At 66.7% G+C, this 23,183-nt stretch carries 23 protein-coding genes and 1 tRNA gene; 17 read left to right on the forward strand and 7 right to left on the reverse strand.

Annotation, left to right across the window (positions count from 1 at the left end; translation table 11 throughout):
- Positions 1-19: 19 nt before the first annotated feature.
- Positions 20-235: a DUF6324 family protein gene (locus Q0C42_RS10015; protein ID WP_295074729.1), complete on the reverse strand. Its 216-nt coding sequence runs from the start codon at positions 233-235 to the stop codon at positions 20-22.
- Positions 236-362: 127 nt separating this feature from the next.
- Between Q0C42_RS10015 and Q0C42_RS10020 the strand changes: the two genes are divergently transcribed.
- From Q0C42_RS10020 to Q0C42_RS10040, 5 genes are all read left to right on the forward strand, one after another.
- Positions 363-439 (forward strand) — tRNA-His (locus Q0C42_RS10020).
- A gap of 272 nt (positions 440-711) precedes the next feature.
- Complete coding sequence (locus tag Q0C42_RS10025; protein ID WP_295074731.1) at positions 712-1,248, forward strand: DUF4142 domain-containing protein; 537 nt, start codon at positions 712-714, stop codon at positions 1,246-1,248.
- A gap of 4 nt (positions 1,249-1,252) precedes the next feature.
- The gene (locus tag Q0C42_RS10030; RefSeq protein WP_295074733.1) at positions 1,253-1,636 is read left to right on the forward strand and encodes a hypothetical protein; all 384 of its coding nucleotides are present in this window, start codon (positions 1,253-1,255) and stop codon (positions 1,634-1,636) included.
- Positions 1,637-1,779: 143 nt separating this feature from the next.
- Positions 1,780-2,799, forward strand: coding sequence for a GlxA family transcriptional regulator (locus tag Q0C42_RS10035; protein ID WP_295074735.1), 1,020 nt, complete (start codon positions 1,780-1,782; stop codon positions 2,797-2,799).
- Positions 2,800-2,962: 163 nt separating this feature from the next.
- A complete protein-coding gene (locus tag Q0C42_RS10040; protein WP_295074737.1) occupies positions 2,963-5,260 on the forward strand; it encodes a Tex family protein in 2,298 nt (765 codons plus the stop codon).
- 80 nt (positions 5,261-5,340) lie between these two features.
- On the opposite strand, the gene tldD is transcribed toward Q0C42_RS10040, so the two are convergent.
- Together tldD and Q0C42_RS10050 are read right to left on the reverse strand one after the other, a co-directional pair.
- A complete protein-coding gene (gene tldD, locus Q0C42_RS10045; protein ID WP_295074740.1) occupies positions 5,341-6,762 on the reverse strand; it encodes a metalloprotease TldD in 1,422 nt (473 codons plus the stop codon).
- A gap of 56 nt (positions 6,763-6,818) precedes the next feature.
- Positions 6,819-7,649 carry an alpha/beta fold hydrolase gene (locus Q0C42_RS10050; protein ID WP_295074742.1) on the reverse strand — a complete coding sequence of 277 codons (831 nt, stop codon included), beginning with the start codon at positions 7,647-7,649 and terminating at the stop codon, positions 6,819-6,821.
- A 140-nt stretch (positions 7,650-7,789) separates the two neighbouring features.
- Here Q0C42_RS10050 and coxB point away from each other — a divergent pair, with 140 nt between their 5' ends.
- The 12 genes from coxB to Q0C42_RS10110 all read left to right on the forward strand — a co-directional run bounded on the left by coxB (position 7,790) and on the right by Q0C42_RS10110 (position 18,313).
- The gene (gene coxB / locus Q0C42_RS10055; protein WP_295074744.1) at positions 7,790-8,701 is read left to right on the forward strand and encodes a cytochrome c oxidase subunit II; all 912 of its coding nucleotides are present in this window, start codon (positions 7,790-7,792) and stop codon (positions 8,699-8,701) included.
- A gap of 72 nt (positions 8,702-8,773) precedes the next feature.
- On the forward strand, positions 8,774-9,718 hold the full coding sequence (cyoE, locus tag Q0C42_RS10060) for a heme o synthase (protein ID WP_295074746.1): 945 nt from the start codon (positions 8,774-8,776) through the stop codon (positions 9,716-9,718).
- Position 9,719: 1 nt separating this feature from the next.
- A complete protein-coding gene (locus Q0C42_RS10065) occupies positions 9,720-9,914 on the forward strand; it encodes a hypothetical protein (RefSeq protein WP_295074748.1) in 195 nt (64 codons plus the stop codon).
- Positions 9,911-10,507 carry a cytochrome c oxidase assembly protein gene (locus Q0C42_RS10070; protein WP_295074750.1) on the forward strand — a complete coding sequence of 199 codons (597 nt, stop codon included), beginning with the start codon at positions 9,911-9,913 and terminating at the stop codon, positions 10,505-10,507. The genes Q0C42_RS10065 and Q0C42_RS10070 overlap by 4 nt, the downstream gene beginning before the upstream one ends.
- Before the next feature lie 26 nt (positions 10,508-10,533).
- Positions 10,534-11,334: a cytochrome c oxidase subunit 3 gene (locus Q0C42_RS10075; protein WP_295074752.1), complete on the forward strand. Its 801-nt coding sequence runs from the start codon at positions 10,534-10,536 to the stop codon at positions 11,332-11,334.
- A gap of 66 nt (positions 11,335-11,400) precedes the next feature.
- Entirely contained in the window at positions 11,401-12,069 is a 669-nt protein-coding gene (locus Q0C42_RS10080; protein WP_295074755.1) for an SURF1 family protein, read from the forward strand.
- 11 nt (positions 12,070-12,080) lie between these two features.
- Positions 12,081-13,466 (forward strand): threonine synthase, encoded by a 1,386-nt coding sequence (gene thrC / locus Q0C42_RS10085; protein ID WP_295074757.1) that lies wholly within the window; start codon positions 12,081-12,083, stop codon positions 13,464-13,466.
- Complete coding sequence (locus Q0C42_RS10090; protein ID WP_295074759.1) at positions 13,466-14,722, forward strand: pitrilysin family protein; 1,257 nt, start codon at positions 13,466-13,468, stop codon at positions 14,720-14,722. The genes thrC and Q0C42_RS10090 overlap by 1 nt, the downstream gene beginning before the upstream one ends.
- The gene (locus Q0C42_RS10095) at positions 14,722-15,306 is read left to right on the forward strand and encodes a GNAT family protein (protein WP_295074761.1); all 585 of its coding nucleotides are present in this window, start codon (positions 14,722-14,724) and stop codon (positions 15,304-15,306) included. Before Q0C42_RS10090 ends, Q0C42_RS10095 begins: the two co-directional genes overlap by 1 nt.
- Before the next feature lie 141 nt (positions 15,307-15,447).
- Positions 15,448-15,969 (forward strand): DUF1697 domain-containing protein, encoded by a 522-nt coding sequence (locus tag Q0C42_RS10100; RefSeq protein ID WP_295074763.1) that lies wholly within the window; start codon positions 15,448-15,450, stop codon positions 15,967-15,969.
- 76 nt (positions 15,970-16,045) lie between these two features.
- A complete protein-coding gene (locus Q0C42_RS10105; RefSeq protein WP_295074765.1) occupies positions 16,046-16,846 on the forward strand; it encodes an MBL fold metallo-hydrolase in 801 nt (266 codons plus the stop codon).
- A 54-nt stretch (positions 16,847-16,900) separates the two neighbouring features.
- Complete coding sequence (locus Q0C42_RS10110) at positions 16,901-18,313, forward strand: FAD-binding oxidoreductase (RefSeq protein WP_295074767.1); 1,413 nt, start codon at positions 16,901-16,903, stop codon at positions 18,311-18,313.
- Between the two features lie 300 nt (positions 18,314-18,613).
- On the opposite strand, the gene Q0C42_RS10115 is transcribed toward Q0C42_RS10110, so the two are convergent.
- From Q0C42_RS10115 to Q0C42_RS10130, 4 genes are all read right to left on the reverse strand, one after another.
- On the reverse strand, positions 18,614-19,153 hold the full coding sequence (locus Q0C42_RS10115; RefSeq protein WP_295074769.1) for an adenine phosphoribosyltransferase: 540 nt from the start codon (positions 19,151-19,153) through the stop codon (positions 18,614-18,616).
- Between the two features lie 11 nt (positions 19,154-19,164).
- Positions 19,165-20,031 carry an S-methyl-5'-thioadenosine phosphorylase gene (locus Q0C42_RS10120; protein ID WP_295074771.1) on the reverse strand — a complete coding sequence of 289 codons (867 nt, stop codon included), beginning with the start codon at positions 20,029-20,031 and terminating at the stop codon, positions 19,165-19,167.
- A 242-nt stretch (positions 20,032-20,273) separates the two neighbouring features.
- Positions 20,274-21,413: a hypothetical protein gene (locus Q0C42_RS10125; protein WP_295074773.1), complete on the reverse strand. Its 1,140-nt coding sequence runs from the start codon at positions 21,411-21,413 to the stop codon at positions 20,274-20,276.
- 93 nt (positions 21,414-21,506) lie between these two features.
- The gene (locus Q0C42_RS10130) at positions 21,507-22,652 is read right to left on the reverse strand and encodes a benzoate/H(+) symporter BenE family transporter (RefSeq protein ID WP_295074775.1); all 1,146 of its coding nucleotides are present in this window, start codon (positions 22,650-22,652) and stop codon (positions 21,507-21,509) included.
- Between the last annotated feature and the right edge of the window lie 531 nt (positions 22,653-23,183).

The following is a 23,183-nucleotide window of genomic DNA, read 5'->3' on the forward strand; positions in this document are numbered from 1 at the left end:
GGCCGGATTGCGGTTCCGTCTATCGCTTCGGCTTGGGCGCAGGCTTCTGGCCGATGACGCGTGCAGCTTCGGCGGCGGCGCGCAGTTCCTCGGCGATTTCCTCGGCTTCCTCGGGGTCGAAATCGAGCGGCAGTTCGATCCCGCCCTCGGCCTCGACATAGATGCGGACCATGCCGGCGTCGGTCGGCCCGATCTGCAGGTTGGCGGCGACTTCGCTGGAGTTGTTGATGCCCATGATCCGTGCTCCCGGCTTTGCGGCGGGGGTAGCGGGCGATGCGGCGCGGTGCAAGGAAAAACCGCCCCGCGGGGCTGGCGAAGGTGCTTGCAATTCGGGGGGAGGGGGTCTAAATCGCGCCTCGAGTGCAGCTTTAGCTCAGTTGGTTAGAGCACCAGATTGTGGATCTGGGGGTCCCCCGTTCGAGCCGGGGAAGCTGTACCATCACTCAATCCCCCCAAGTTTGGAATCACTCGCCTGTTGGTGCGGGGCAACTCTTGTCCGGCTTTCCATTTCCGACATGACACTGGGGTCTGCGGTAACTGTTCCAGTCAGTCCGTCGTTGCAATGGATATCCCCAAGCTGTCCTCGCACATGGCTGCTAGCCTGGTGGCCCCGCCGGCCGACGCGCCGGGCTGAAGCGGCTCGCAGGACCAATCTCCGGAACATTTCCGTCACGGCGAAGGTTGTCGGCCGGTCATAGAAGGAACACGGACATGAAACACACAGCTGCCATTCTTTGCCTCTTCGTCGGTCTGACCGGTCCCTTGCCTGCGGTGGCCCAGACCACCGAAGCCGCAGTTGCCGCCAAGGAAGAGGACCTGGCCAAGGCGGTGACCGACCCGGCGGCCTTTGCCCGTCTGGCGGCCTCGTCCAACATGCTGGAGATCGAGTCCAGCACGCTTGCGCTTGAGCGCAGCCAGAACGCCGATGTCCAGGCCTTTGCCCAGAAGATGATCGATGACCACACGGCTGCAGGCGAGAAGATGCAGGCGGCCGCGAAGGAGGCCGGGGTCGAGGTTCCGACCGAGATGAACGAGGCCGACCAGCAGGCGCTGCAGGCCTTGCAGGACGCGGGCGAGTTCGACCAGGCCTATCTGGACCTGCAGACCAAGGCCCATGACGAGGCGGTGAGCCTGTTCGAGGCCTTCTCGACCGGGGCCGAGGACAGCGCGCTGCGCGGCTTTGCCAGCGAGACGCTGCCCAAGTTGCAGGAGCACCAGACCCAGGCCCGCGACCTGAACGGCGCCTGATCTCATGGCGCTTGGGCAAAAGGGTGCCGGTCCCGGACGTGCCGGGGCCGCGCAAGGTGGTTCCGGGAGTGGCCGGCAGGGCGATGAACCAGGGCGTTCGGCCAACCCGGACCGCCTGCGCCAGCTGATCGACCGGGGCGAGGGTGGGGACAAGATCGACTATCCCGACCCCGCCGCAGCGCCGCTGGGCACCGATGACGAAGCGGGGGGCCACCCGATTACGCAAGAGCAGCTGGACATCGCGATGAAGGCCGAAATCCGGTCGTCGGGCGGATCGGCCCCGGCCCAGTCCGGTCGGCAAGAGAACGGCCCGGCCAACCTGCGCTTCGTGCTGGTGCTTGTCCTGATCGGTGTCGTGCTGATCGCGGTTACGGCGGCCATGACCTGACGTGGTCGCTGGCTCCTTGGTCGCGCCGCAACCCCTCGCATCCGGTGAAGGTGTTTCCGGCACCCGCCGGTTGACAGAATCATCCCCCGGGGTCAGAAGCCGCTGCGCCTTCCGCGCACGGCCCCCCGAGGGATGTTGCCACCATGACCCGCCCCACAGAAGATCAGACCTTCCTGCGCGCCACCGCAGTCATACCCCGCGGTGTGGCGCATTTTCATCTGACGGGGCCGGTCACCACGCAAGCCTTCGCCTTCCTGGCGCTGCCGCGCTTCACGCTTCTGGCATTCTCGTCGGCCATCGAACCCCTGCGGATCGCCAACCAGCTGACCCAGCAGCCGCTTTACCGCTGGAAGCTGGTCAGCATGGACGGCAAGCCCGTCGAAAGCTCGGCCGGTGTGCGGATCGAGGTGGATCAGGGGCTGGAGCCACTGACCCGCGAGACCACGGCCATCGTCTGCTCGGGCACCGATGCCAGCCAGGCGGCGGATCGCAAGGTGCTGAACTGGCTGCGCGAGCATTCCCGCAAGGGCGGTGGCTTGGGGGCGATCTGCACCGGGGCCTACACGCTGGCCCGGGCGGGACTTCTGGGAGACGACTCTCCTGCGGTCCACTGGGAGAACCGTCCGGCCTTCCGCGAACTTTATGATGTGGAGCCGCTGCAGCAGATCTACGTCATCGGGCGCAAGCATTTCTCATGCGCGGGGGGCGAGGCGGGGGTTGACCTGATGCTGGCGCTGATCGCGCAGGATCACGGCCAGAAGCTGGCAGACTCGGTGGCAGAGATGTGCCTGCACAGCCGTCGGCGCGAGGCCAACGCCACGCAGAAGACGGCCTATCCGGCACCGATGCTGACGCGCAACCCGGGGATCGCCCGGGTGATTGCCGCCATGAAAGCCAACATCTCAACCCCTCTGGGACAGGACGAACTGGCCGAAACCTTCGGCCGCACCCGCCGTCACCTGGAGCGGATCTTCAAGTCCGTCCTGCAGGAGACGCCAAAGGGCTATTACCTGGGCCTGCGGCTGGAAGAGGCGCGGAACCTGCTGGCCGACACCACGCTGTCGATCCTGGAGGTGGCCATCGCCACCGGCTTCAACTCGCGGTCCAGCTTTTCCAAGGCCTACAAGAAACGCTTCGGGATGAGCCCGGCCCGCTACCGCTGACCTGCGCGTCGCCGGGGCTGCCTTGGCTGGCGCTGCTGCCTGCCATGACCGCAGGGCGGACCAGATTTGCACTGCGGCGCATCCCCATCCCCGGACTTCACCCTTCCCGGGCCCGCAGCTAAGGTGCCGGCCCCGAAGTGCCACCGACGTGACGAGGATTCGCATGAGCCTGACCCAGATCCCCCGCCTGATCGCCACGGAAATCGCGGCGACGCCCCAGCAGGTCACGGCGGCGGTAGAGCTTCTGGACGGGGGTGCCACGGTCCCCTTCATCGCGCGCTACCGCAAGGAAGTGACGGGGGGCCTCGATGACACGCAGCTGCGCAAGCTGGAGGAACGGCTGGGCTACCTGCGCGAGCTTGAGGCGCGGCGGGCGGCGATCCTGTCCTCGATCACCGAGCAGGGGAAACTGACCGATGCGCTGGCGAAGTCGATCACCGGAGCGGTGACGAAGGCCGAACTGGAAGACATCTACCTGCCCTACAAGCCCAAGCGCCGCACCAAGGCGATGATCGCCCGCGAGGCGGGGTTACAGGGGTTGGTGGACGCCATTCTGGCGGACCGGTCGGCGGACCCGGTGGAATTGGCGGGCGGGTTCCTGTCGGAAGCGTTTCCCGATGCCAAGACGGCGCTGGAGGGGGCGCGGGATATCGTGGCCGAAGGGCTTTCGGAGGATGCCTCGCTTTTGGGTCGTCTGCGCGACCACATGCGCAAGGTCGGCAAGCTGGCTGCGAAGGGGGTGGCGGGCAAGGAGGTCGCGGGGGCGAAGTTCTCGGACTATTTCGCGCATATCGAGGATTTCAGCCGGGTTCCCAGCCATCGCGCGCTGGCGATGTTCCGGGGGCGGAACGAGGAGTTCCTGACCCTGGACCTTGAGGTGGACGCGGACAGCCCGCGCGGCGAAAGCCCGTCCGAGCGGGCCTGTGGCGCGGCGCTCGGGGCCTCGGGCTCGGGTCCGGGCGACAAGTGGCTGCGCGATGCGGCGGCCTGGGCCTGGCGGGTGAAGCTGAAGACCAGCCTGACGCTGGACCTGATGGCGGAACTGCGCGAGGCGGCCGAGGCCGAAGCGATCCGGGTCTTCGCACGCAATCTGAAGGACCTGCTGCTGGCCGCTCCTGCCGGGGGGAAGGCGACGATGGGCCTTGATCCGGGCATCCGAACCGGGGTGAAGGTCGCGGTCGTGGACGCGACGGGCAAGGTCGTGGCGACGGATACGGTCTATCCGTTCCAGCCGAAGAACGACGTGCGCGGGGCTCAGGTCGCCATCGCGCGTCTGATCGGGCAGCATGGGGTGAAGCTGATCTCTATCGGGAACGGCACCGGCAGCCGGGAGACCGAGAAGCTGGTGGCGGACCTGCTGGCGCTGCTGCCAGCGGGCGCGGAAAAGCCGACGAAGGTGATCGTGTCCGAAGCCGGGGCCTCGGTCTATTCGGCCTCCGAACTGGCCGCGCGGGAGTTTCCTGATCTGGACGTGTCATTGCGCGGGGCCGTGTCGATTGCGCGCCGCTTGCAGGACCCGCTGGCGGAACTGGTGAAGATCGAACCAAAGGCGATCGGCGTGGGGCAGTACCAGCATGACGTGGACCAGCACCGCCTGGGCAAGTCGCTGGAAGCGGTGGTCGAGGACGCGGTGAACGCGGTCGGCGTCGACCTGAACACCGCCTCCGCCCCCTTGCTGGCGCGGGTCTCGGGCGTCGGGCCGGGGCTTGCCGAGGCTATCGTGGCGCATCGGGACCAGAACGGGCCGTTTGCCACACGGAGGGAGTTGCTGAAGGTCGCGCGCCTGGGGCCGAAGGCCTTCGAGCAGGCGGCGGGGTTCCTGCGGATCACCGGGGGGAAAGAGCCGCTGGATGCATCCTCGGTTCACCCGGAAGCCTATGATGTCGCGCGGAAGATCGTTGCGGCCTGCGGGCGGGACATCCGGGCGGTCATGGCGGATGGCTCGGCGTTGAAAGCGCTGAACCCGGCGAGTTTCGTGGACGAGCGGTTCGGCCTGCCCACGGTGAAGGACATCCTGTCGGAACTGGAAAAACCGGGGCGCGATCCGCGGCCGTCATTCAAGACTGCGACCTTTGCCGAAGGGGTGGACCAGATCGGCGACCTCAAGCCCGGCATGGTGCTGGAGGGGACCGTGACCAACGTCGCGGCCTTCGGGGCCTTTGTGGATATTGGCGTGCATCAGGACGGGCTGGTGCATGTGAGCCAGTTGTCGGACACATTCGTGAAGGACCCCCATGCGGTGGTGAAGGCCGGGGATGTGGTCAAGGTCCGGGTGGTAGAGGTCGACGTGCCACGGAAGCGGATCGGGCTGACGATGAAGTCGGACGGCGGGGCCTCGGCCAAGGATCAGGCGCGCGAGCGGACTCTGGCGACGAAACCGGTGCGGGGGCCGATGCAGAGCGGGCCGCAGAGTGGGGGCAATGCTTTCGCCGACGCGTTGAAGGGCAAGTTTACACGGTAAGCGCCGGAATTTTCGAAAATTCCGGTTCGGAGCCTTTGAAGGCTCCGGTCCGATTTCTTCGAAGAAATCGGTGCGCGGTATCAGGCCGCGGCGCCACCGACAGTCAGGCCCTGGATCATCAGGGTCGGCTGGCCCACGCCGACCGGGACCCATTGCCCCGCCTTGCCGCAGTTGCCGATGCCTGGGTCAAGCTTCAGGTCGTTGCCGATGGCGCGGATGCCCATCAGCGCGGTGGCTCCGTCACCGATCAGGGTGGCACCCTTCACCGCCTCGCCCACCACACCGTTGCGGACGCGGTAGGCCTCGGTGCAGGAGAAGACGAACTTGCCCGAGGTGATGTCGACCTGCCCGCCGCCAAAGCCCACGGCATAGATGCCGTCCTTCAGGCTGGCGACAATCCCCGCCGGGTCGTCCTTGCCCGAAAGCATGTAGGTGTTGGTCATCCGCGGCATCGGGATATGCGCAAAGCTTTGGCGCCGCCCGTTGCCAGTGGGCGCCACGCCCATCAGGCGAGCGTTCTGGCGGTCCTGCATGTAGCCGACGAGCACTCCGTCGTCGATGAGGACGTTCTTGGCGGAGGGGGTGCCTTCGTCGTCGATGGAGATCGAGCCACGGCGGTCGGGGATTGTACCATCATCCAGAACAGTGACGCCTTTGGAGGCGATCTGTTTCCCCAACAGTCCGGCAAAGGCCGAGGTTTCCTTGCGGTTAAAGTCGCCCTCCAGCCCGTGGCCGATCGCCTCGTGCAGCAGGATGCCGGGCCAGCCGGGGCCGAGGACGACGTCCATCACGCCCGCCGGGGCATCGACCGCGCCAAGGTTGACCTGGGCAATGCGCAGCGCCTCGGCGATCATCGGCTTCCAGCTTTCGGGCGACATCAGTTGCGCCAGACCGTGGCGACCACCTTGCCCGGTGCCGCCCTGTTCGCGGCGGCCGCCGTCTTCCAGCATGACGCTGACGTTGATCCGCGCCATCGGGCGGATGTCGGCGATGCGGGTGCCCTCAGGGCGAAGGATCTCGACCTCTTGCAGGCTGGCGGAGAGCGTGGCGGAGACCTGGACGACGCGGGGGTCAAGGGCGCGGGCATAGGCGTCCAACTCGCGCAGCAGTTCGATCTTCACCGGGAAGGCGGCGTCGGCCATCGGGTCGTCGGCGCGGTAGAGGCGGGTGTTCGTGCCACGTGGCGGGGCCGCAAGGGTGCCGCCACCGGCGCCCACGGCAAGGCGGGCGGTTTCGGCCGCGCGGCGGAGCGAGGTCTCGGTGATTTCGGTCGAGTGGGCGTAGCCAGCAACCTCGCCCCGCACGGCGCGGAGGCCGAAACCCTGGCTCGCGTCATAGGTCGCCTGCCGGATGCGGCCATCGTCCAGCACGATGGACTCGGCCCGGCGGCGTTCCAGGAACAGCTCGCCATCGTCCGCCCCGTCGGTCGCGGCGCGCAGGGTCGCCAGGGCAACGGCCTCGTCCAGATGGGTCTCGAACGGGCGGAAGGGGGCGTCGGTCATGGGAGGGGGCTTTCTGGAAGGGCAGGATGCAGAGATGGGCCGCGACGGGGACAGGGTCAAGGTGTCATGACCCGGTCGATGAAATCCGCCCCCGCGGCCCAGGTGGCGGGATCGAACAGCGCCTCGTGCCCGACGGGGCCGAGGGAGAGGAAGGTCTTGGGGTCCGGTGCGGCATTGTACAGTCGCTGGCCGAAGACCGGGGGCACGACGTTATCCCGCTCGCCGTGCAGGATCAGAAGCGGCGCGCGGATGCTGGCGATGTGGTCGCGCGAGCGGAACTGGTCCTTCATCAAGAGACCCACGGGAAGCCAGGGATAGGCCGCGCGGGCAAGATCGACGGCGGCGGAGAAGGGGGCCTGCAGCACCACGGCGCCGACGGGGTTGGCGGCGGAAAGCTGGACAGCGACCCCGGTGCCGAGGGATTCGCCGACCAGGACGATACGGTCGGGCGGAAGGCCCTGGCTGCGCAGATGGTCGTATGCGGCTTTCGCATCCGCCAGAAGGCCGGTTTCCGTGGGCGACCCGCTGGAGCCGCCATACCCGCGCCAGGACAGGAAGGTCACGCCGTAGCCGCGCGACTGGTAGAAGGCGAAGCGGTCGGCCCGGTCCGCGATCTCGCCGCCGTTGCCATGCAGGAACAGTATCGTGGGCCGGTCCGCGCGGGCGGAACTGGACCAGACCACGACCGTCTCGCCATCCGGGGTGGCAAGGTCCACCCGCGTCAAATCGGCAAGGCCCACAGCCTGTGGCGAGGGATCGCGGCGGGTGGGGAAATACTGCAACTCGCGCTGCCAGAGAAACATGGCAGACAACAGGCTTGCATAGAGAACGCCGAAGGTGACGAGGGTCAGCTTGAGGATCGCCAGAGCATTTGCCTCCCGGGTCAAACGCGCGATTTGTCGCGATGGTTTTGCTTGTCGCGGTCAAGCTAATATGGTTTGAGGGCCGTGGGAAACAGCGGGATTCTGACCACCTGTCAGGTCCCTTGAAAGTGGCGCCAAGCCGCGACGTGAACGGGAACAAAAGCATGCGTCTTTCGACAATGATCGGCGGGATCGCCGCAGTAGGGATGACCACGCTGGTGGCCGGATCGGCCCTTGCGCAGCAAACTCTTGAAATCATTGGGCAGCCGGTGCCGGGCGGGATCGACTTCCAGCCCTCGGCGACCGAGCTGAAGCACGACATCGTCTGGCTGGACACGATGATCAACTACATCATCGGCGCGATCGTGATCTTCGTGACCGGGCTTCTGATCTACACGGTCATCCGCTTCAACCAGCGCGCCAATCCGACGCCGGCACGCTTCACCCACAACAGCCCGCTGGAAGTGGCGTGGACGATCGTCCCGATCGTGATCCTGGTCTTCATCGGCGCCTTCTCGCTGCCGATCCTGTTCAAGCAGCAGGAAATTCCGGTGGGCGAGGTCACCATCAAGGCGACCGGCAACCAGTGGTACTGGAACTACGACTACGTCGACGAAGGCATCAACTTCGACAGCTACATGATCGGCTCTCCGGCCACCGGCGGCGCGAACATGATGACGCCGGAAGTGGAAGAGCAGCTGAAGGCTGCGGGCTATGCCAAGGAGCAGTTCCTGCTGGCCACCGATACCGCTGTCGTCGTGCCGGTTGGCAAGGTCGTCGTGGTGCAGGTCACCGCGACCGACGTGATCCACTCCTGGAAGATCCCGGCCTTTGGCGTGATGCAGGATGCGGTCCCGGGCCGCACGGCGGCACTTTGGTTCAAGGCCGATCAGGAAGGCATCTTCTTCGGCCAGTGCTCTGAGATCTGCGGGCAGATGCATGCCTACATGCCGATCACCGTGAAGGTCGTGTCGGAAGCGGCTTATGCGCAGTGGCTGACCAAGGCCAAGGCGGGCGACGTGCAGTTGTCCAGCGTCGAGACGCCGGCGGCAGTCGAAGTGGCCTCGAACGACTGAGGCCAGTCAGCGGAAATGCAGGGCATGGGGCTTGGCGCTGGTCAGGCCCCACCTGTCTGAAATAGGTCCGGAATGAGCGATACCACAGCATATCAGGGCGTGACTGCCACCCCGTACGAACCGGGGTTCGGCGATTACGTGCAACTGTTGAAGCCGCGCGTGATGTCGCTGGTGGTTTTCACCGCGCTGGTGGGCCTTCTGGTTGCGCCTGTGCATCTGCACCCGGTCGAAGCTTTTGCCGCGATCCTGTTCATCGCGTTGGGGGCAGGGGCCTCGGGTGCGTTGAACATGTGGTGGGACGCCGACATCGACGCGGTGATGAAGCGCACCGCGCGCCGTCCGGTCCCTGCGGGCAAGGTCGCAGGCGGCGAGGCGCTGGGTCTGGGCATGGCGCTGTCCGGGATCAGCATCGTCATGCTGTGGCTGGCGACGAACTGGGTTGCGGCGGCGCTGCTGGCCTTTACGATCTTCTTCTATGCCGTCGTCTATTCGATGTGGCTGAAACGCTCGACCCCGCAGAACATCGTCATCGGTGGCGCGGCAGGGGCCTTCCCGCCGATGATCGGCTGGGTCTGTGCCACCGGGTCCGTATCGGTAGAGGCGTTCCTGATGTTCGCGCTGATCTTCATGTGGACCCCGCCGCACTTCTGGGCGCTGGCGCTGTTTATGAAGGAAGACTACCACACCGCGGGCGTGCCGATGCTGACCGTGACCCACGGCCGCAAGGCGACGCGGGCGCATATCCTGGTCTACACGCTGCTTCTGGTTCCCGTGGCCCTGGGCGCGGCGGTGACCTCGATCGGCGGGCCGTTCACGCTGGCCGTCGCGGTCGTGCTGAACGCATGGTTCGTGATCGGCGCCTTCCGCATCTGGCGGCGCGACGAGGCGGTGGCCGAGGCGGACAAATATGCCGTCGAGAAAGCCTTCTTCCGGTTCTCGCTGCTGTATCTTTTCCTGCATTTCGCGGCCTTCCTGGTGGAACTGGCGCTGAAATCCGCAGGGCTTGGGGGGTGGTGAGATGACCTTCCGCCCCGAGCATGAATTGCACAAACGCCGGTTCGGCCGGAACATGGGCCTTGGTCTGACGCTTGTTGCCTTTGTCGTGCTGGTCTTCGCGCTGACGGTCGTGAAGGTCCAGCGTGGCGAGCCGCTGCAGGGCTTTGACCACACCTATGAGCCTGCCTTGTTGCCAAAGGAGGAGACCCAGCCATGATCTTCCCGCGTCTTCAGGGCAACAACCGGACCCTTGCCATGCTGACCACGATGGTCGTCGGTCTGACCTTCACCACCATCGTGATCATCCCGCCGTTCTACGACTGGTTCTGCCGCGTGACGGGCTTCGGCGGCACGACTTCGGTCGCTGAAACCGGGGCTGACGTGATCCTCGACCAGACGGTAAAGGTGCGCTTCGATGCTTCGCTGGAACAGGGGATGCCCTGGACCTTCAAGCCGGTGGTCCGTTCAATGGATATCCGCATCGGCGAGACGGGCCTTGCCTTCTACGAGGCACACAATCCGACCGACCGCCCGGTAGCGGGCACGGCCAGCTTCAACGTCTACCCCTATGCCGCTGGCGGCTATTTCACCAAGATCGAATGCTTCTGCTTCACTGAACAGGTGTTGCAGCCTGGCGAGACGGTGCAGATGCCGGTCAGCTTCTACGTTGACCCCGCAATGGTCGAGGATATCGAGGGGCAGTTTGTGCACGAGATCGTGCTGAGCTATACCTTCCATGAGACACCGCTGCCCGATGAACAGGCAGCCCTGCAAACGCCTGCTGCGGACAACGCATCCGTAGTGAACTGAGAAAAGACAAAGAGGGAACCGCCGGCATGGCACACGCAAAGAACCACGATTACCACGTCCTGCCACCGTCGATCTGGCCGTTCTTCGGAGCCGTCGCCGGCTTCGTGATGCTGTTCGGTTCGGTCCTCTGGATGCACGGATCGGGCCCCTGGCTGGGGCTGGTCGGCCTCGCCGGGGTACTGTACGTCATGTTCGCCTGGTGGTCGGAAGTGGTGCAGGAAAGCCAGGTGGGCGATCATACCCCGGTCGTGCGCCTGGGCCTGCGCTATGGCTTCATCCTGTTCATCATGTCGGAAGTGATGTTCTTCTCGGCCTGGTTCTGGACCTTCTTCAAGCACCGCCTCTACCCGATGGGGCCGAACAGCCCGGCCATCGACGGCGTCTGGCCGCCCGCCGGGATCGAGACCTTCGATCCCTGGCACCTGCCCTTCATCAACACGCTGATCCTGCTTCTGTCGGGCTGTGCCGCGACCTGGGCCCACCATGCCCTGGTGCACGAGAACAACCGCCGCGATCTGGTGAACGGGCTGATCATAGCGATCGGCCTGGGGGTAATCTTCACCGCGATGCAGGCCTACGAATACAGCCACGCCGCCTTCGGGTTTGCAGGCAACATCTACGGCGCGACCTTCTTCATGGCGACCGGCTTCCACGGCTTCCACGTGGTCATCGGCACGATCTTCCTGACCGTCTGCCTGATCCGCGCGCTGAAGGGCCACTTCACGCCCGAAAAGCACGTCGGTTTCGAGGCCGCCGCCTGGTACTGGCACTTCGTCGACGTGGTCTGGCTGTTCCTCTTCGCCGCGATCTACGTCTGGGGCCAGTAAGCCCAAGGCCACAGCCACTCGTCAGCGCGGGCCTTCGGGCCTGCGCTTTCATTTCCGGGGTAAGCCATGCGCCGCTATCTTTTTCCCGTGGTCCTGGGCGTTACCGGGGTCGCCATTCTGATGAGCCTCGGCTTCTGGCAGCTTGGCCGGATGGAGGAGAAGCGCGTCTATCTTGCCGAGATCGAGACGCGGATCGCCAATGCTCCGATCCCCCTGCCCGCAATGCCCGAAGAGGGGCCGCACAAGTTTCAGGCGGTGACGGCCGAGGGGCAGTTCACCGGGGAGTACCTGGAAGTGCTGGCGGGGCAGAAGGGGGCCACCCCCGGCGTCATGGTGATCGAGGCTTTCGCGCTGCCGGATGGCCGCCGGATCATGGTGCAGCGCGGCTTTGTCGAAGAGGAGGCCCGGGCAACCCCGCGTCCACCCCACGAGGCGAAGGTCGCGGGCAATCTGCACTGGCCGGATGATACCGGCAGCTCCACCCCGCCGCCGGATGAGAAGACCGGATTGTGGTTCGCCCGCGATGTTCCGGCGATGGCTGCGAAGCTGGGCACGGAACCGACACTTATTGTCGCCAGCGCGCCAACCGGTGACGGGATCGCGCCGATGCCGGTGGATAGCTCGGGTATACCAAACAACCATTGGGGCTATGCGATCCAGTGGTTCCTCTTGGCGGCAACCTGGGCGGGGATGACAGTCTTCCTGCTCTGGCGTATCAGGACGCGGAAGGTTTGAAGGCGATGGCGATGCAATACATCTCGACCCGCGGCGCGGCCCCGGTCCTTGGCTTCGGCGAGGCGATGATGACGGGCCTTGCCCGTGACGGCGGGCTTTATGTGCCTCAGACCGTGCCGGTGATGTCGAAAGCCGAAATTGCCGCACTGGCAGGCGCACCTTACGAAGAGGTCGCGTTCAAGGTGATGCGGCCCTATCTGGGCGGGTTCTTTTCCGACGACGAATTCCAGGGCCTGATCGCCAAGGCCTACCAGGGGTTCCATCATGCCGCCCGCGCGCCGATGGTGCAGCTTGGGTCGAACCACTTCCTGTTGGAGCTGTTCCACGGGCCGACGCTGGCCTTCAAGGACTTCGCCATGCAGCTGATCGGCCAGATGATGCAGGCCGCACTGGCCAAGACCGGCGAGCGGATCACCATTGTCGGGGCCACTAGCGGCGACACCGGATCGGCGGCGATGGAGGCGTTCCGCGGGCTGGAAAATGTGGATGTGTTCATCCTGTTTCCGCATGGCCGCGTCAGCGAGGTGCAGCGCCGGCAGATGACGACTCCGTCCGAGGCGAACTGCCATGCGCTGGCCATCGACGGTGACTTCGACGAGGCGCAGGCCCGCGTGAAGGACATGTTCAACGACTTTGCCTTCCGCGACGGGGTGCGGCTGGCGGGGGTGAACAGCATCAACTGGGCGCGGGTTCTGGCGCAGGTGGTCTACTACTTCTATTCCGCCGTGGCCCTTGGTGCGCCGCACCGCGAGGTCAGCTTCACCGTGCCCACCGGCAACTTCGGAGACGTCTTCGCGGGCTACATCGCCAAGCGGATGGGGCTGCCGATCGACAAGCTGGTGATCGCGACCAACCAGAATGACATCCTCGACCGTGCGTTACGGTCAGGGGATTACCGGACGAACGGGGTGAAACCCACGATCAGCCCGTCGATGGACATTCAGGTGTCCTCGAACTTCGAGCGCGCCTTGTTCGACGCTTACGGCCGCGATGGCTCTGCCGTGGCGCAACTGATGGGCGAGATGAAGTCTGGCGGCTTCAAGATCAGCCAGGGGGCCATCGAGTCCCTGCGCGCGACCTTCGCCTCGGGCCGGTGCGACGAGGACGAGACGCTGGCGGTTATCGCACGGCACTGGAAGACGACGGGCGAGCTTTTGTGCCCACATTCTGCCGTGGGCGTGAAGGTGGCCGAAGAACATCTCGGCGCAGCACCGATGATCACGCTCGCGACCGCGCATCCGGCGAAGTTCCCGGATGCGGTACAGCGTGCCACCGGCATCCGCCCCGACCTGCCGCCGCATATGGCCGACCTCTTCGACAAGCCGGAGCGGGTGACCCGGGCACCCAACGAGCTGGCTGCCCTCCAGACTATAGTCCGCGAAAGGATTGCCCGCTGATGCAGAAGCTGCTCACCCTGCCCAACGGGTTTCGTATCGTTACCGAGGCGATGCCGGGGCTGCAGTCGGCCTCAGTTGGCCTTTGGGTCGAGGCCGGGGGTCGGCACGAGACGCCGGACCAGAACGGCATCGCGCATTTCCTGGAACACATGGCCTTCAAGGGGACCCGGCGCCGGTCGGCCCTGCGGATTGCCGAAGAGATCGAGGATGTCGGCGGCTACATCAACGCCTACACCAGCCGCGAGATGACGGCCTATTACGCGCGCGTCCTGAGCCAGGACGTCGTGATGGCGCTGGACGTGATTTCGGACATCGTGCTGAATCCGGTGTTCCGCAAGGCCGACATCGAGACCGAGCGCCACGTGATCCTGCAAGAGATCGGGCAGGCTCTGGATACGCCCGACGACATCATTTTCGACTGGCTGCATGAGGTGAGCTACCCCGACCAGCCCTTCGGGCGCACGATCCTGGGTCCCGAGGAACGGGTGTCCGCTTTCAGGAAGGCGGATTTCGAGGGATTCACCGGGGCGCATTACGGGCCGGACCAGATGATCCTGTCGGCGGCAGGCGGGGTGGACCATGACGCCATCGTCACCGCGGCAGAGCGCATCTTCGGCGAGCTGAAACCGGTCGGAGCCTCAAAGGTTGAAGCGGCGCGCTTTGTCGGCGGCGAGCGCCGCGAGGTGAAGGACCTGGAGCAGGTGCATTTCGCGCTGCAGTTCGAAGGCCCGGGCTACCGCGACGACAAGGTCTATACCGCGCAGGTCTACTCGACGGCGATGGGGGGCGGCATGTCGAGCCGCCTTTTCCAGAAGATCCGCGAGGATCGGGGGCTGTGCTATTCGATCTATGCCCAGTCCTCGGCCTATGAGGATACCGGGCAGATCACGGTCTATGCAGGCACGTCCGAGGCTGAAATCGGCGAGCTGACGCAGCTGACCATCGCCGAATTGAAGCGGGCCGCCGATGACATGACCGAGGCCGAGGTGGCGCGGGCGCGGGCGCAGCTGCGGGCGGGGCTTCTGATGGGGCTCGAAAGCCCGTCAAGCCGCGCCGAACGCAATGCGCGGCTTCTGTCGATCTGGGGCCGGGTGCCGGACGTGGCCGAGGCGGTGGCGAAGATCGACGCCGTCGACACCGCCGCCGTTCGCGGCTACGCGGCTGAGCTGACTGCGGCCAAGGCAGCGCTGGCGATCTACGGGCCGGTTGCCCGCGCACCGGGCATTGACGAGGTCCGCAAGGGACTTTCCGCCTGATGCTGGGCCTGAAGCGCCGTGTGAGGGTCGAGACGGAGCGGATGACGCTGCGGCTGCCGGAACATGGCGACTGGCGGCAATGGTCGGACCTGCGCGAAGCGTCGGCCGAGTTTCTGGTCAAGTGGGAGCCGGTCTGGGCCAACGACCACCTGACACGCCGCGCCTTCACCAACCGGGTCTACTGGGCGCAGCGCGCTGAATCACAGGGCCAGGCCTTGCCAATGCTCTTGATCCGCCGCGAGGATCAGCAGCTTCTGGGCGCGTTGGCGCTGGACAACATCCGCCGGGGGCCGTCGCAGACCGGGACTTTCGGCTACTGGATCGGCGAGCCCTTCGCGCGGCAGGGTTACATGCGCGAGGCGATCCTTGCGCTGACCCATCACGCCTTTACCCGCATGGACCTTTCCCGATTGGAAGCCGCCTGCCTGCCGGAAAACAGCGCCTCACGCGGGGTGCTGGAGACATGCGGCTTCAAGTACGAGGGAGTGGCGCAGAGCTATCTGCAGATCAACGGGCGCTGGCGCAACCACGTGCTCTACGCCAACCTGCGCGGCGACCGGCGCGGGCGGACCGACGTCGGCTGAGGGTCTACTTCGGGCGGGGCGGCTTTCGGATTGAGCGCTTGGCGGCGCAAGCCTTTTGTCTCGTGGTTTTGTGTGAAGGACACAAAACCGCTCGGTGCGCCTCCGGCGGGGATGTTTGGGCAAATGTGAAAGGCATCTGGGATGGCTGGTTGGATCGCGCTTCTGCGCGGGGTGAACGTCTCGGGCGCTGGGAAGCTGCCGATGGCGGAGTTCCGGGCGCTGTTGGCGGGCCTGGGCCTGGGCGCGGTGCAAACCTACATCCAGTCCGGGAATGCGGTCTTCCAGAGCGCGCTGCCTGCCGAGGCGCTGGAGGAGATGATCCGCGCTGCGGTCGCGGCGCGGTTCGGTTTTGCGCCGGAGACCTTCGTGCGGTCCCATGACGAAGTGGCCGAGGCGCTGGTCGATCATCCCTTCGCCGGGGCCGACCCAAAGCTGGTGCATGTCTGCTTCCTGCGCGAGACGCCGGTTCCGGACGAAGCGGCGCTGCAGGCACTGGTGCGTCCGGGGGACGGCTGGCACATCGGGCCGGGCCGGTTCACGCTGCATACGCCGGGGGGATACGGTACCTCGAAGCTGGCGGAGCGGCTGCCGAAGCTCCTGCCGGTCCCGATGACCGCCCGAAATCTGCGCACGATTGCCGCGCTTGTCGCGATGGCGGGCTGATCGCGCATCCGTGATCGGCTTGGCGCGTGACGCGGGGGCAATCCGGGTTACCCTCCCTGCAGCCCGGAGGATCGCCATGCGCCTGCTTGCCGCCCTGCTCCTGTTCGCCTCGCCCGGCTTGGCACAGGACCGCATCCCGTCGCACTGCATCGCGGTCGCCGCAGGCGAGCCTTCCGTCGTGCCGGTGGCGCTGGAGGAAGGCCTGGAGCCGGACAGCGTGCTGATCCGCTACATCGACCATGCAAGCTTTGCCATCGTGACGCCCGACGGGACCGTGGCGGTGACGGATTACACCGGCTACCTCGGCACGGCGGATCTGGTGCCGGACGTGGTCACCATGAACAACGCGCATTCGACGCACTGGACCGCCGCGCCCGATCCGCGCATCCCGCATGTGCTGCCCGGTTGGGGCGAGGGGACGGCTGCGGCGGACCACCGGCTGGACCTCGGCTCGATGCTGGTGCGGAACGTCACCACCGACACGCGGGGGCCCTTTGGCGAGGGCGCGCGGCGGGATGGCAACTCGATCTTCATCTTCGAGGCGGGCGGGCTTTGCATCGGCCACCTGGGCCACCTGCACCAGATCCCCTCGGACGAGCAATATGCGGCGATCGGGCGGCTGGACGTGGTGATGGTGCCGGTGGATGGCGGCTATACCATGCGGCTGCAGGACATGGCGGGGGTGGTCAAGCGGCTGCGGTCCAGCGTCGTGATCCCGATGCACTGGTTCAGCCGCGGCTCGCTGGACGGGTTCCTTGCGGAAATGGCGGCGGAGTTCACCGTGGTCGAGACCGGCGGCGCGCAGATTGCCTTGTCGCTGGACGACCTGCCGTCCGCGCCCACGGTCATGGTGCTGGAACCGGCCTATATCGACTGACGCTGGTCCCCGCCTGCCTGCCACGCTACCAAGGGCGGCAAGGAGGCATCAGCCATGTTGAACCCCTGCGACCCCGCTTTTGTCTCGTCGCTGGCGGCAGTGCTGCCCGAGGGCACCCTGTCTGCACCGGAACCGCGGCATCTGGAAGAACCCCGGGGCCGCTGGACCGGGCACGCCGGAGTGCTGGCGCGGCCCCGGACGACGGGAGAGGTCGCGGCGGTGGTCCGGGCCTGTGCCGCGGCGCGGGTCGGGATCGTGCCGGTGAGTGGTGGAACCGGGTTGGTCGGCGGACAAATCATGGTCACCGGCCCCGCGCCGCTGCTGTTGTCGCTGGAGCGGATGGCTGCGCTGCGCGGGGTCTGGCCGGAAGAAAACACGATGGTGGTCGAGGCCGGGATGGTGCTGGCCGATGTGCAGGCCGAGGCTGCGAAGGTCGGGCGGCTGTTTCCCCTGTCGCTGGCCTCGGAAGGCAGCTGCCGCATCGGAGGGAACCTGGCGGCGAATGCCGGGGGGACTTCTGTGCTGCGCTATGGCAATGCGCGCGACCTCTGCCTGGGGCTGGAGGCGGTGCTGCCGGACGGGACGGTTTATGGCGGGCTGACGCGGCTGCGGAAGGACAATGCGGGCTATGACCTGCGCCACCTGCTGATCGGCTCCGAGGGCACGCTGGGCGTGATCACGGCGGCCAGCCTGAAGCTGTTCCCGCAGCCCGCCGCCCGGGTGGTGGGGTTGCTGGCGGTGCCGTCGCCTGCCGCTGCGCTTGCGCTTCTGGCCCGCTGCGGCGAACGGGCGGCCGGTATGGTCTCGGCCTTCGAGCTGATCCACCGCGCGGGGTTCGACTTTCTGGAGGAAACCGGGTTCGACCTGCGCGCGCCATTCTCCCCGGTGCCCGAGTGGCTTGTCCTGCTGGAGCTGGAACTGCCTTCGGGGCTGGAACCGGAGGTGGTGATGGCTGGCCTTTACGAAGCGGGAGCCGAGGCGGGGCTGGTGACGGATGGGGTGATCGCGACCTCGGAGGCTCAGGCCGCGGCGATCTGGGCCCTGCGCGAGACGATCCCCCTGGCGAACCGGAAGGTCGGTGCGGTGTCGAGCCATGACATCTCGTTGCCGCTGTCGGCCATCCCGGGGTTCATCGACACTGCACCGCGGGAGATTGCCCGGCTGGGCGCGTTCCGGGTGAACTGTTTCGGCCACCTCGGCGATGGCAACCTGCACTGGAACGTCTTCCCGCTGCGCGGCCACGCGAAGGGGGAACATGACGGTGTGCGCGACGAGGTGAAGCGGGTGGTGCATGATCTGGTGCATGGCTTGGGCGGCTCGGTTGCGGCCGAGCATGGGGTGGGGCGGTTGAAGGTGGCCGACCTCGCGCGCTATGGCGATCCGGGGAAGCTTCTGGCGATGCGGGCGATCAAGGCGGCGCTGGACCCGGCGGGAATCATGAACCCGGGTGCGGTGCTGGCGGGGTAACGCTTGTCGATGACGCCGTGCTTCTTAGACGCGGCGCCAAGTGAAGCGCGGGACGTGCGCAAGGGTAGGCCGAAAAGCAACATCCCCGCCGCAGGAAACCTGCGACGGGGTGCTTTGGGGGTGTGTGGGTCACGCTGTGGGTAGCAGCGCGATCAGGGTGGGTAGCCCTGACAAGTCCTGATGTAGGGTGATTCTATTTAAGGACGGTTAACGGAAGCCTTGGCCGCGCGGCGCGCCGATTTCTTCGAAGAAATCGTTCCGGAGTTTTCGAAAACTCCGGTGGCGCCCAGTTTGCCGGGGTCAGAGACCTTCGAACGCGCACAGGGCGTGGACATCCATCCCCATCGCTTCCAGCTTCTTTCGCCCGCCAAGATCGGGCAGGTCGACGACGAAGGCGCAGCCGATAACCTCGGCACCAAGGCGCTCGATCAGGCGGATGCCGGCCTCGGCGGTGCCGCCGGTGGCCAGAAGGTCGTCCACCAAAAGGATCTTCTCGCCGGGCTGCATCGCGTCGTCGTGCACCTCGACCACCGCCTCGCCGTATTCCAGCTTGTAGGCCTGGGAGATGGTCTGACCGGGCAACTTCCCTTTCTTGCGGATCGGCACGAAGCCGGTGGAAAGCTGGTGTGCCACGGCACCGCCCAGGATGAAACCGCGCGCTTCCAGTCCCGCGACCTTGTCGATCCGCATCCCCGCGTAGGGGGCCAGAAGCTGGTCGACGCACATCCGGAAGCCCCGGGGATCGGCGAAGAGGGTGGTCACGTCGCGGAAGAGGATGCCCTCGTGCGGGAAGTCGACGATGGTGCGGATGTAGTCTTTCACGGTCTTGCGGGGGGTCATCTTCGGTTCCTTCAAAGGACGCGGGCGGCGACGGCGTCTAGCTTGGCCAGAAGCTCGGGGTCGCGTTTGTCGGGGGCGGTCATGATGGCGTGGGACAGGGCGCGGTCGCAGCCGTGGGGGCAGGGCTGGCGGTCCGGGTCCATCAGGCCGGGCAGGCGGGCGACCAGACCACGGGCGGCGGCGGCGTTGGCGTGGACGACGGCGATCACCTGCGAGACGTCCACCGCGCCGTGGCTGTCGTGCCAGCAGTCGTAGTCGGTGACCATGGCGAGGGAGGCGTAGCAAAGCTCGGCCTCGCGGGCGAGGCGGGCTTCGGACATGCCGGTCATCCCGATCACGTCGGCGCCCCAGGTGCGGTACATCCGGCTTTCGGCGCGGGTGGAGAACTGGGGGCCCTCCATCGAGAGGTAGGTGGCTCCGGTGTGGACGGTCAGGCCCTCATCCCGCGCGGCCTGGACGGCAGCCTGCCCAAGGCGGGGGCAGGTCGGGTCGGCGAGGCTGACATGGGCGACGCAGCCGGGGCCGAAGAAGCTGGGGGGCCGCTGGGTGGTGCGGTCGATGTACTGGTCGACGAGGACGAAGTGGCCGGGTTCGAACTCTTCGCGGAGGCTTCCGACCGCCGACACGGCAAGGATGTCGGTGCAGCCCAGCCGCTTCAGGGCGTCGATGTTGGCGTGGTAGGGGACGGAGGTCGGGGTGTGGACGTGGCCGCGGCCGTGGCGGGGGAGGAAGGCTGCGGGGAGGCCGTTCAGGCGGCCCACGAGGACCTCGTCCGAGGGCTTGCCCCAGGGGGTCTTCACCTTCACCCAGGAGGCGCCTTCGAGACCGTCGATCTGGTAGACCCCGGATCCGCCGATCACTCCGAGCATGGTCTGCATGGGGGCTCCCCTGGGGTTGGACGGGGCGGAGGATAGCGGGGCGGGGCCAGCGTGGGAAGGGGGTGCGCCCACGCGTGGCGCGGGAATCGAGGCGAGGAATTTCAAGGGGTTGTCCGCGGGCGTTAGGGAAACGTTAGGATTTGGGTGCGGGCAAAATCCTTCGAAGGATTTTGGCAAATCTTTTCGAAAAGATTTGCGGCCTCCGGGTCAAACGGTGGGTGGGCAGGGGCGGAAGGTCTGCTTCACCGCCCGGGTGAATAGATGTCGGGCAGGATCAGGTCGGGCGCGGCGCAATCGGGGTGGCGGGACATGAGCTGGGCCAGCCGGTCCAGTCGATCGGGGGACAGGCGTTCGGTCGTCAACTCGCGCGACAGGTGGGAGCCGGATTGGGAGTCCCGCTCAAACGCCAGCAGGGCCGCTGCGGCATGGGCTTCCGGCAGGCCGCAATGGCGGAGCATATGGGCGATGGAGGCCTCGCGGTCGCGGTTGAATTCGTTGTAGCGCAGCGCCAGGAACGGCACACCTGCGCCGAGGTGGCGGGCATACTCGGCCATGTTGTGCGACCAGGCGGGGCCGAGGGGCAGTTCCGTTGGAACCTCGGCGGCGGAGAGGTCCATCGGCCTGGCCAGCGGGGCGGGGTCGGCGGCGGCGGTGAAGATGCTCCAGGGCAGGGCGCGGGCCTCGCCGGTCAGGCTGTCGGGCATCCCGAACTGCCGCAACATGCTGTAGACCGAATTCGCCCAGCCAAGCGCGTCGCGGTAGAGAAAGAGGCAGGAGGCATCGGGCAGGGCCTCGTGGTAGAGGTCGGCCTGATACAGCGCGTGGCTGCGGAATTTCATCGCAAAGACAGTGGCTTGCTGGCCCTTTGGCGGCCGGAACTGCAGCCGGGTGCAGGCGCGGATCAGGCGGATGATCTGGTCGCGGGGGAAGCCCGACCGCTGGGGCGAATTGTAGTGCTGCAGGATCAGCGTCGAAAAGGCGTCAGGCTCGGACAGGCACCAGACGCCGGGGATGGTGTTCAAGGCGTGCGAGAGGAGCGTCGAGCCACAGCGGCCGATGCTAAAGATCAGGATCACGCGGGGGAGCGGTGGGGCAAGGTCGGCTATGGCCTCCAGCTCGGCAAGGGGCATGGTCAGAACGCGGCGGGCGAGGCGGTGCTGGGTGGCATAGGCGAAGGGGCTGTCGGCGAGATCGGTGCCGGGGGGCAGGTCGGTGAAGACCGCCAGGTCGCGCGCGTGGTCAAGGCCGTAGAGCGTCCAGCCGGGTTGATCGAGGACGATGCGGGCCGGGGCGGTGGTGGCGGGGCCGAGTTCGAAGTCGTCGAGGTTGGCCCAGCCGATCGGCGCCTGTTGGGCAAGGACGGCATGAATCAGTGCGGGCAAGACTGCGGCCTCCGGATCGGGCTGCGGACGGGGTAATGCAGTGAGACTGCACTGGCCCCCGGGCACAAAGCAATCGGCAATGCCGAAGCAGCGTTACCGGGACGGGCGCAAAAGTTGAAGGCCCCAGGCAAGCAGCCCGACCATCAGGCCCCAGAAGGCCCCGCCGATGCCGAAGGCGGCGATCCCCGACGCTGTCGTGACCAGGGTCAGCGCGGCGGGGAGGCGCTGGTCGGGTTGGGCGAAGGCTGCGGTCAGCGCCCCCATCAGCGGGCCGAGGAGGGCGAGGGCCACCAGGGCCGCGACCACGGGGGCGGGGAGCGCGGCAATCAGTTGCAGGACGGTGGGGCTGAGAAGACCCAGAAGCACCCAGACCCCGGCGTAGGCGATGCCGACGATCCAGCGGCGGTCCTTGTCCGGATGGACGTCCGGGCCAAGGCAGATCGCGGCGGTTATCGCAGCCATGCTGACGGTGTGGGCGCCGAAAAAGGCCGTCACCGTCGAAATCAGGCCCGTGGTCGTCAGCGCGGCGGAGACGGGCGGCTCATACCCTGCGGCGCGCAGGGTGGCGAAGCCGGGCAGGTTCTGGCTGGCCATCGTGACGAGGTAAAGCGGCAGGGCGAGGCCCAGGATCACGCCGGGGCGGAACTCGGGGAGGGTCAGCTCCAGGATGGGGGCGGAAAGACGGAGCGTCGACAGGTCGGCTCCGGTCAGGAGTGCCAGCAGGATGCCGGTGGCGAAGGCGGCGAGGGTGGCCATCGCCGGGTTCCACAGGCGGATGACCAGGAAGACGCCGACCATCGGCAGGACCAGGCTGGGAAGGCCCTGCGCGGCGGCAGCACCTTTCAGGCAGAAGGGCAAAAGGACGCCAGCCAGCATCCCGGCGGCGATGCCGTCGGGGATGCGGGCGACGAGCGCGCCCAGCGGGCGGATCAGGCCGGTGGCGGCGATGAGAAGGCCGGTCACGATGAAGGCCCCCACGCCTTCGGCGAAGCTGATGCCCTGGGTGGCGGCGATGAGAGCCGCGCCGGGGGTGGACCAGGCGAGGACGACGGGGACTTTCGAATTCCTCGACAGGAGCGCCGAGCCCACCGCCTTGCCCAGACTGATGGCCAGAAGCCAGCTTGCGGTCTGTTCAGCGGTCGCCCCCAGCGCAGTGGCCGCCGTGAGCAGGATCGCGACCGAGGCGGCATAGCCCACCAGGGCGGCCACCGTCGCGGCAGATAGGACAGAGGCCCGCATGCTGTCTCCAAGCGCCGAGAATGGCGGGACTATTTCGCGGGCGATGTCTGGCTGCAAGGGGGAAAGCCGGCGACCCTCAGGGAGGAGGAGAGAGGGCCGCCGGAAGATCGGCGCACCCCGGGAGGAGGATGGGGCGTCCGATGCCGGTCGGGCTTTGCGCCCGAATGGTTTGCGCGGCGACGCCAGGGAGGAGGAGAGGCGCCGCCGCAGTACCAGGCAACCCGGGAGGAGGGTGGGCGCCCGATGTCGTTCAGGCCTTTGCGGCCCGGAATGGGGGCGACGATGCCAGGGAGGAGGGTTGGCACCGTCGCTGATCCTGTCGGCCCCGGGAGGAGGGTGGGGCCTTCTGGATGGTCTGTGCGGCAGCACCAGGGAGGAGGTTGGCAATGCCGTAGTACCAGGCAACCCGGGAGGAGGGTGGGCGCCCGATGTCGTTCAGGCCTTTGCGGCCCGGAATGGGGGCGACGATGCCAGGGAGGAGGGTTGGCACCGTCGCTGATCCTGTCGGCCCCGGGAGGAGGGTGGGGCCTT

It is taken from the genome of Tabrizicola sp., assembly GCF_022842145.1.
GTDB lineage: Bacteria > Pseudomonadota > Alphaproteobacteria > Rhodobacterales > Rhodobacteraceae > Tabrizicola.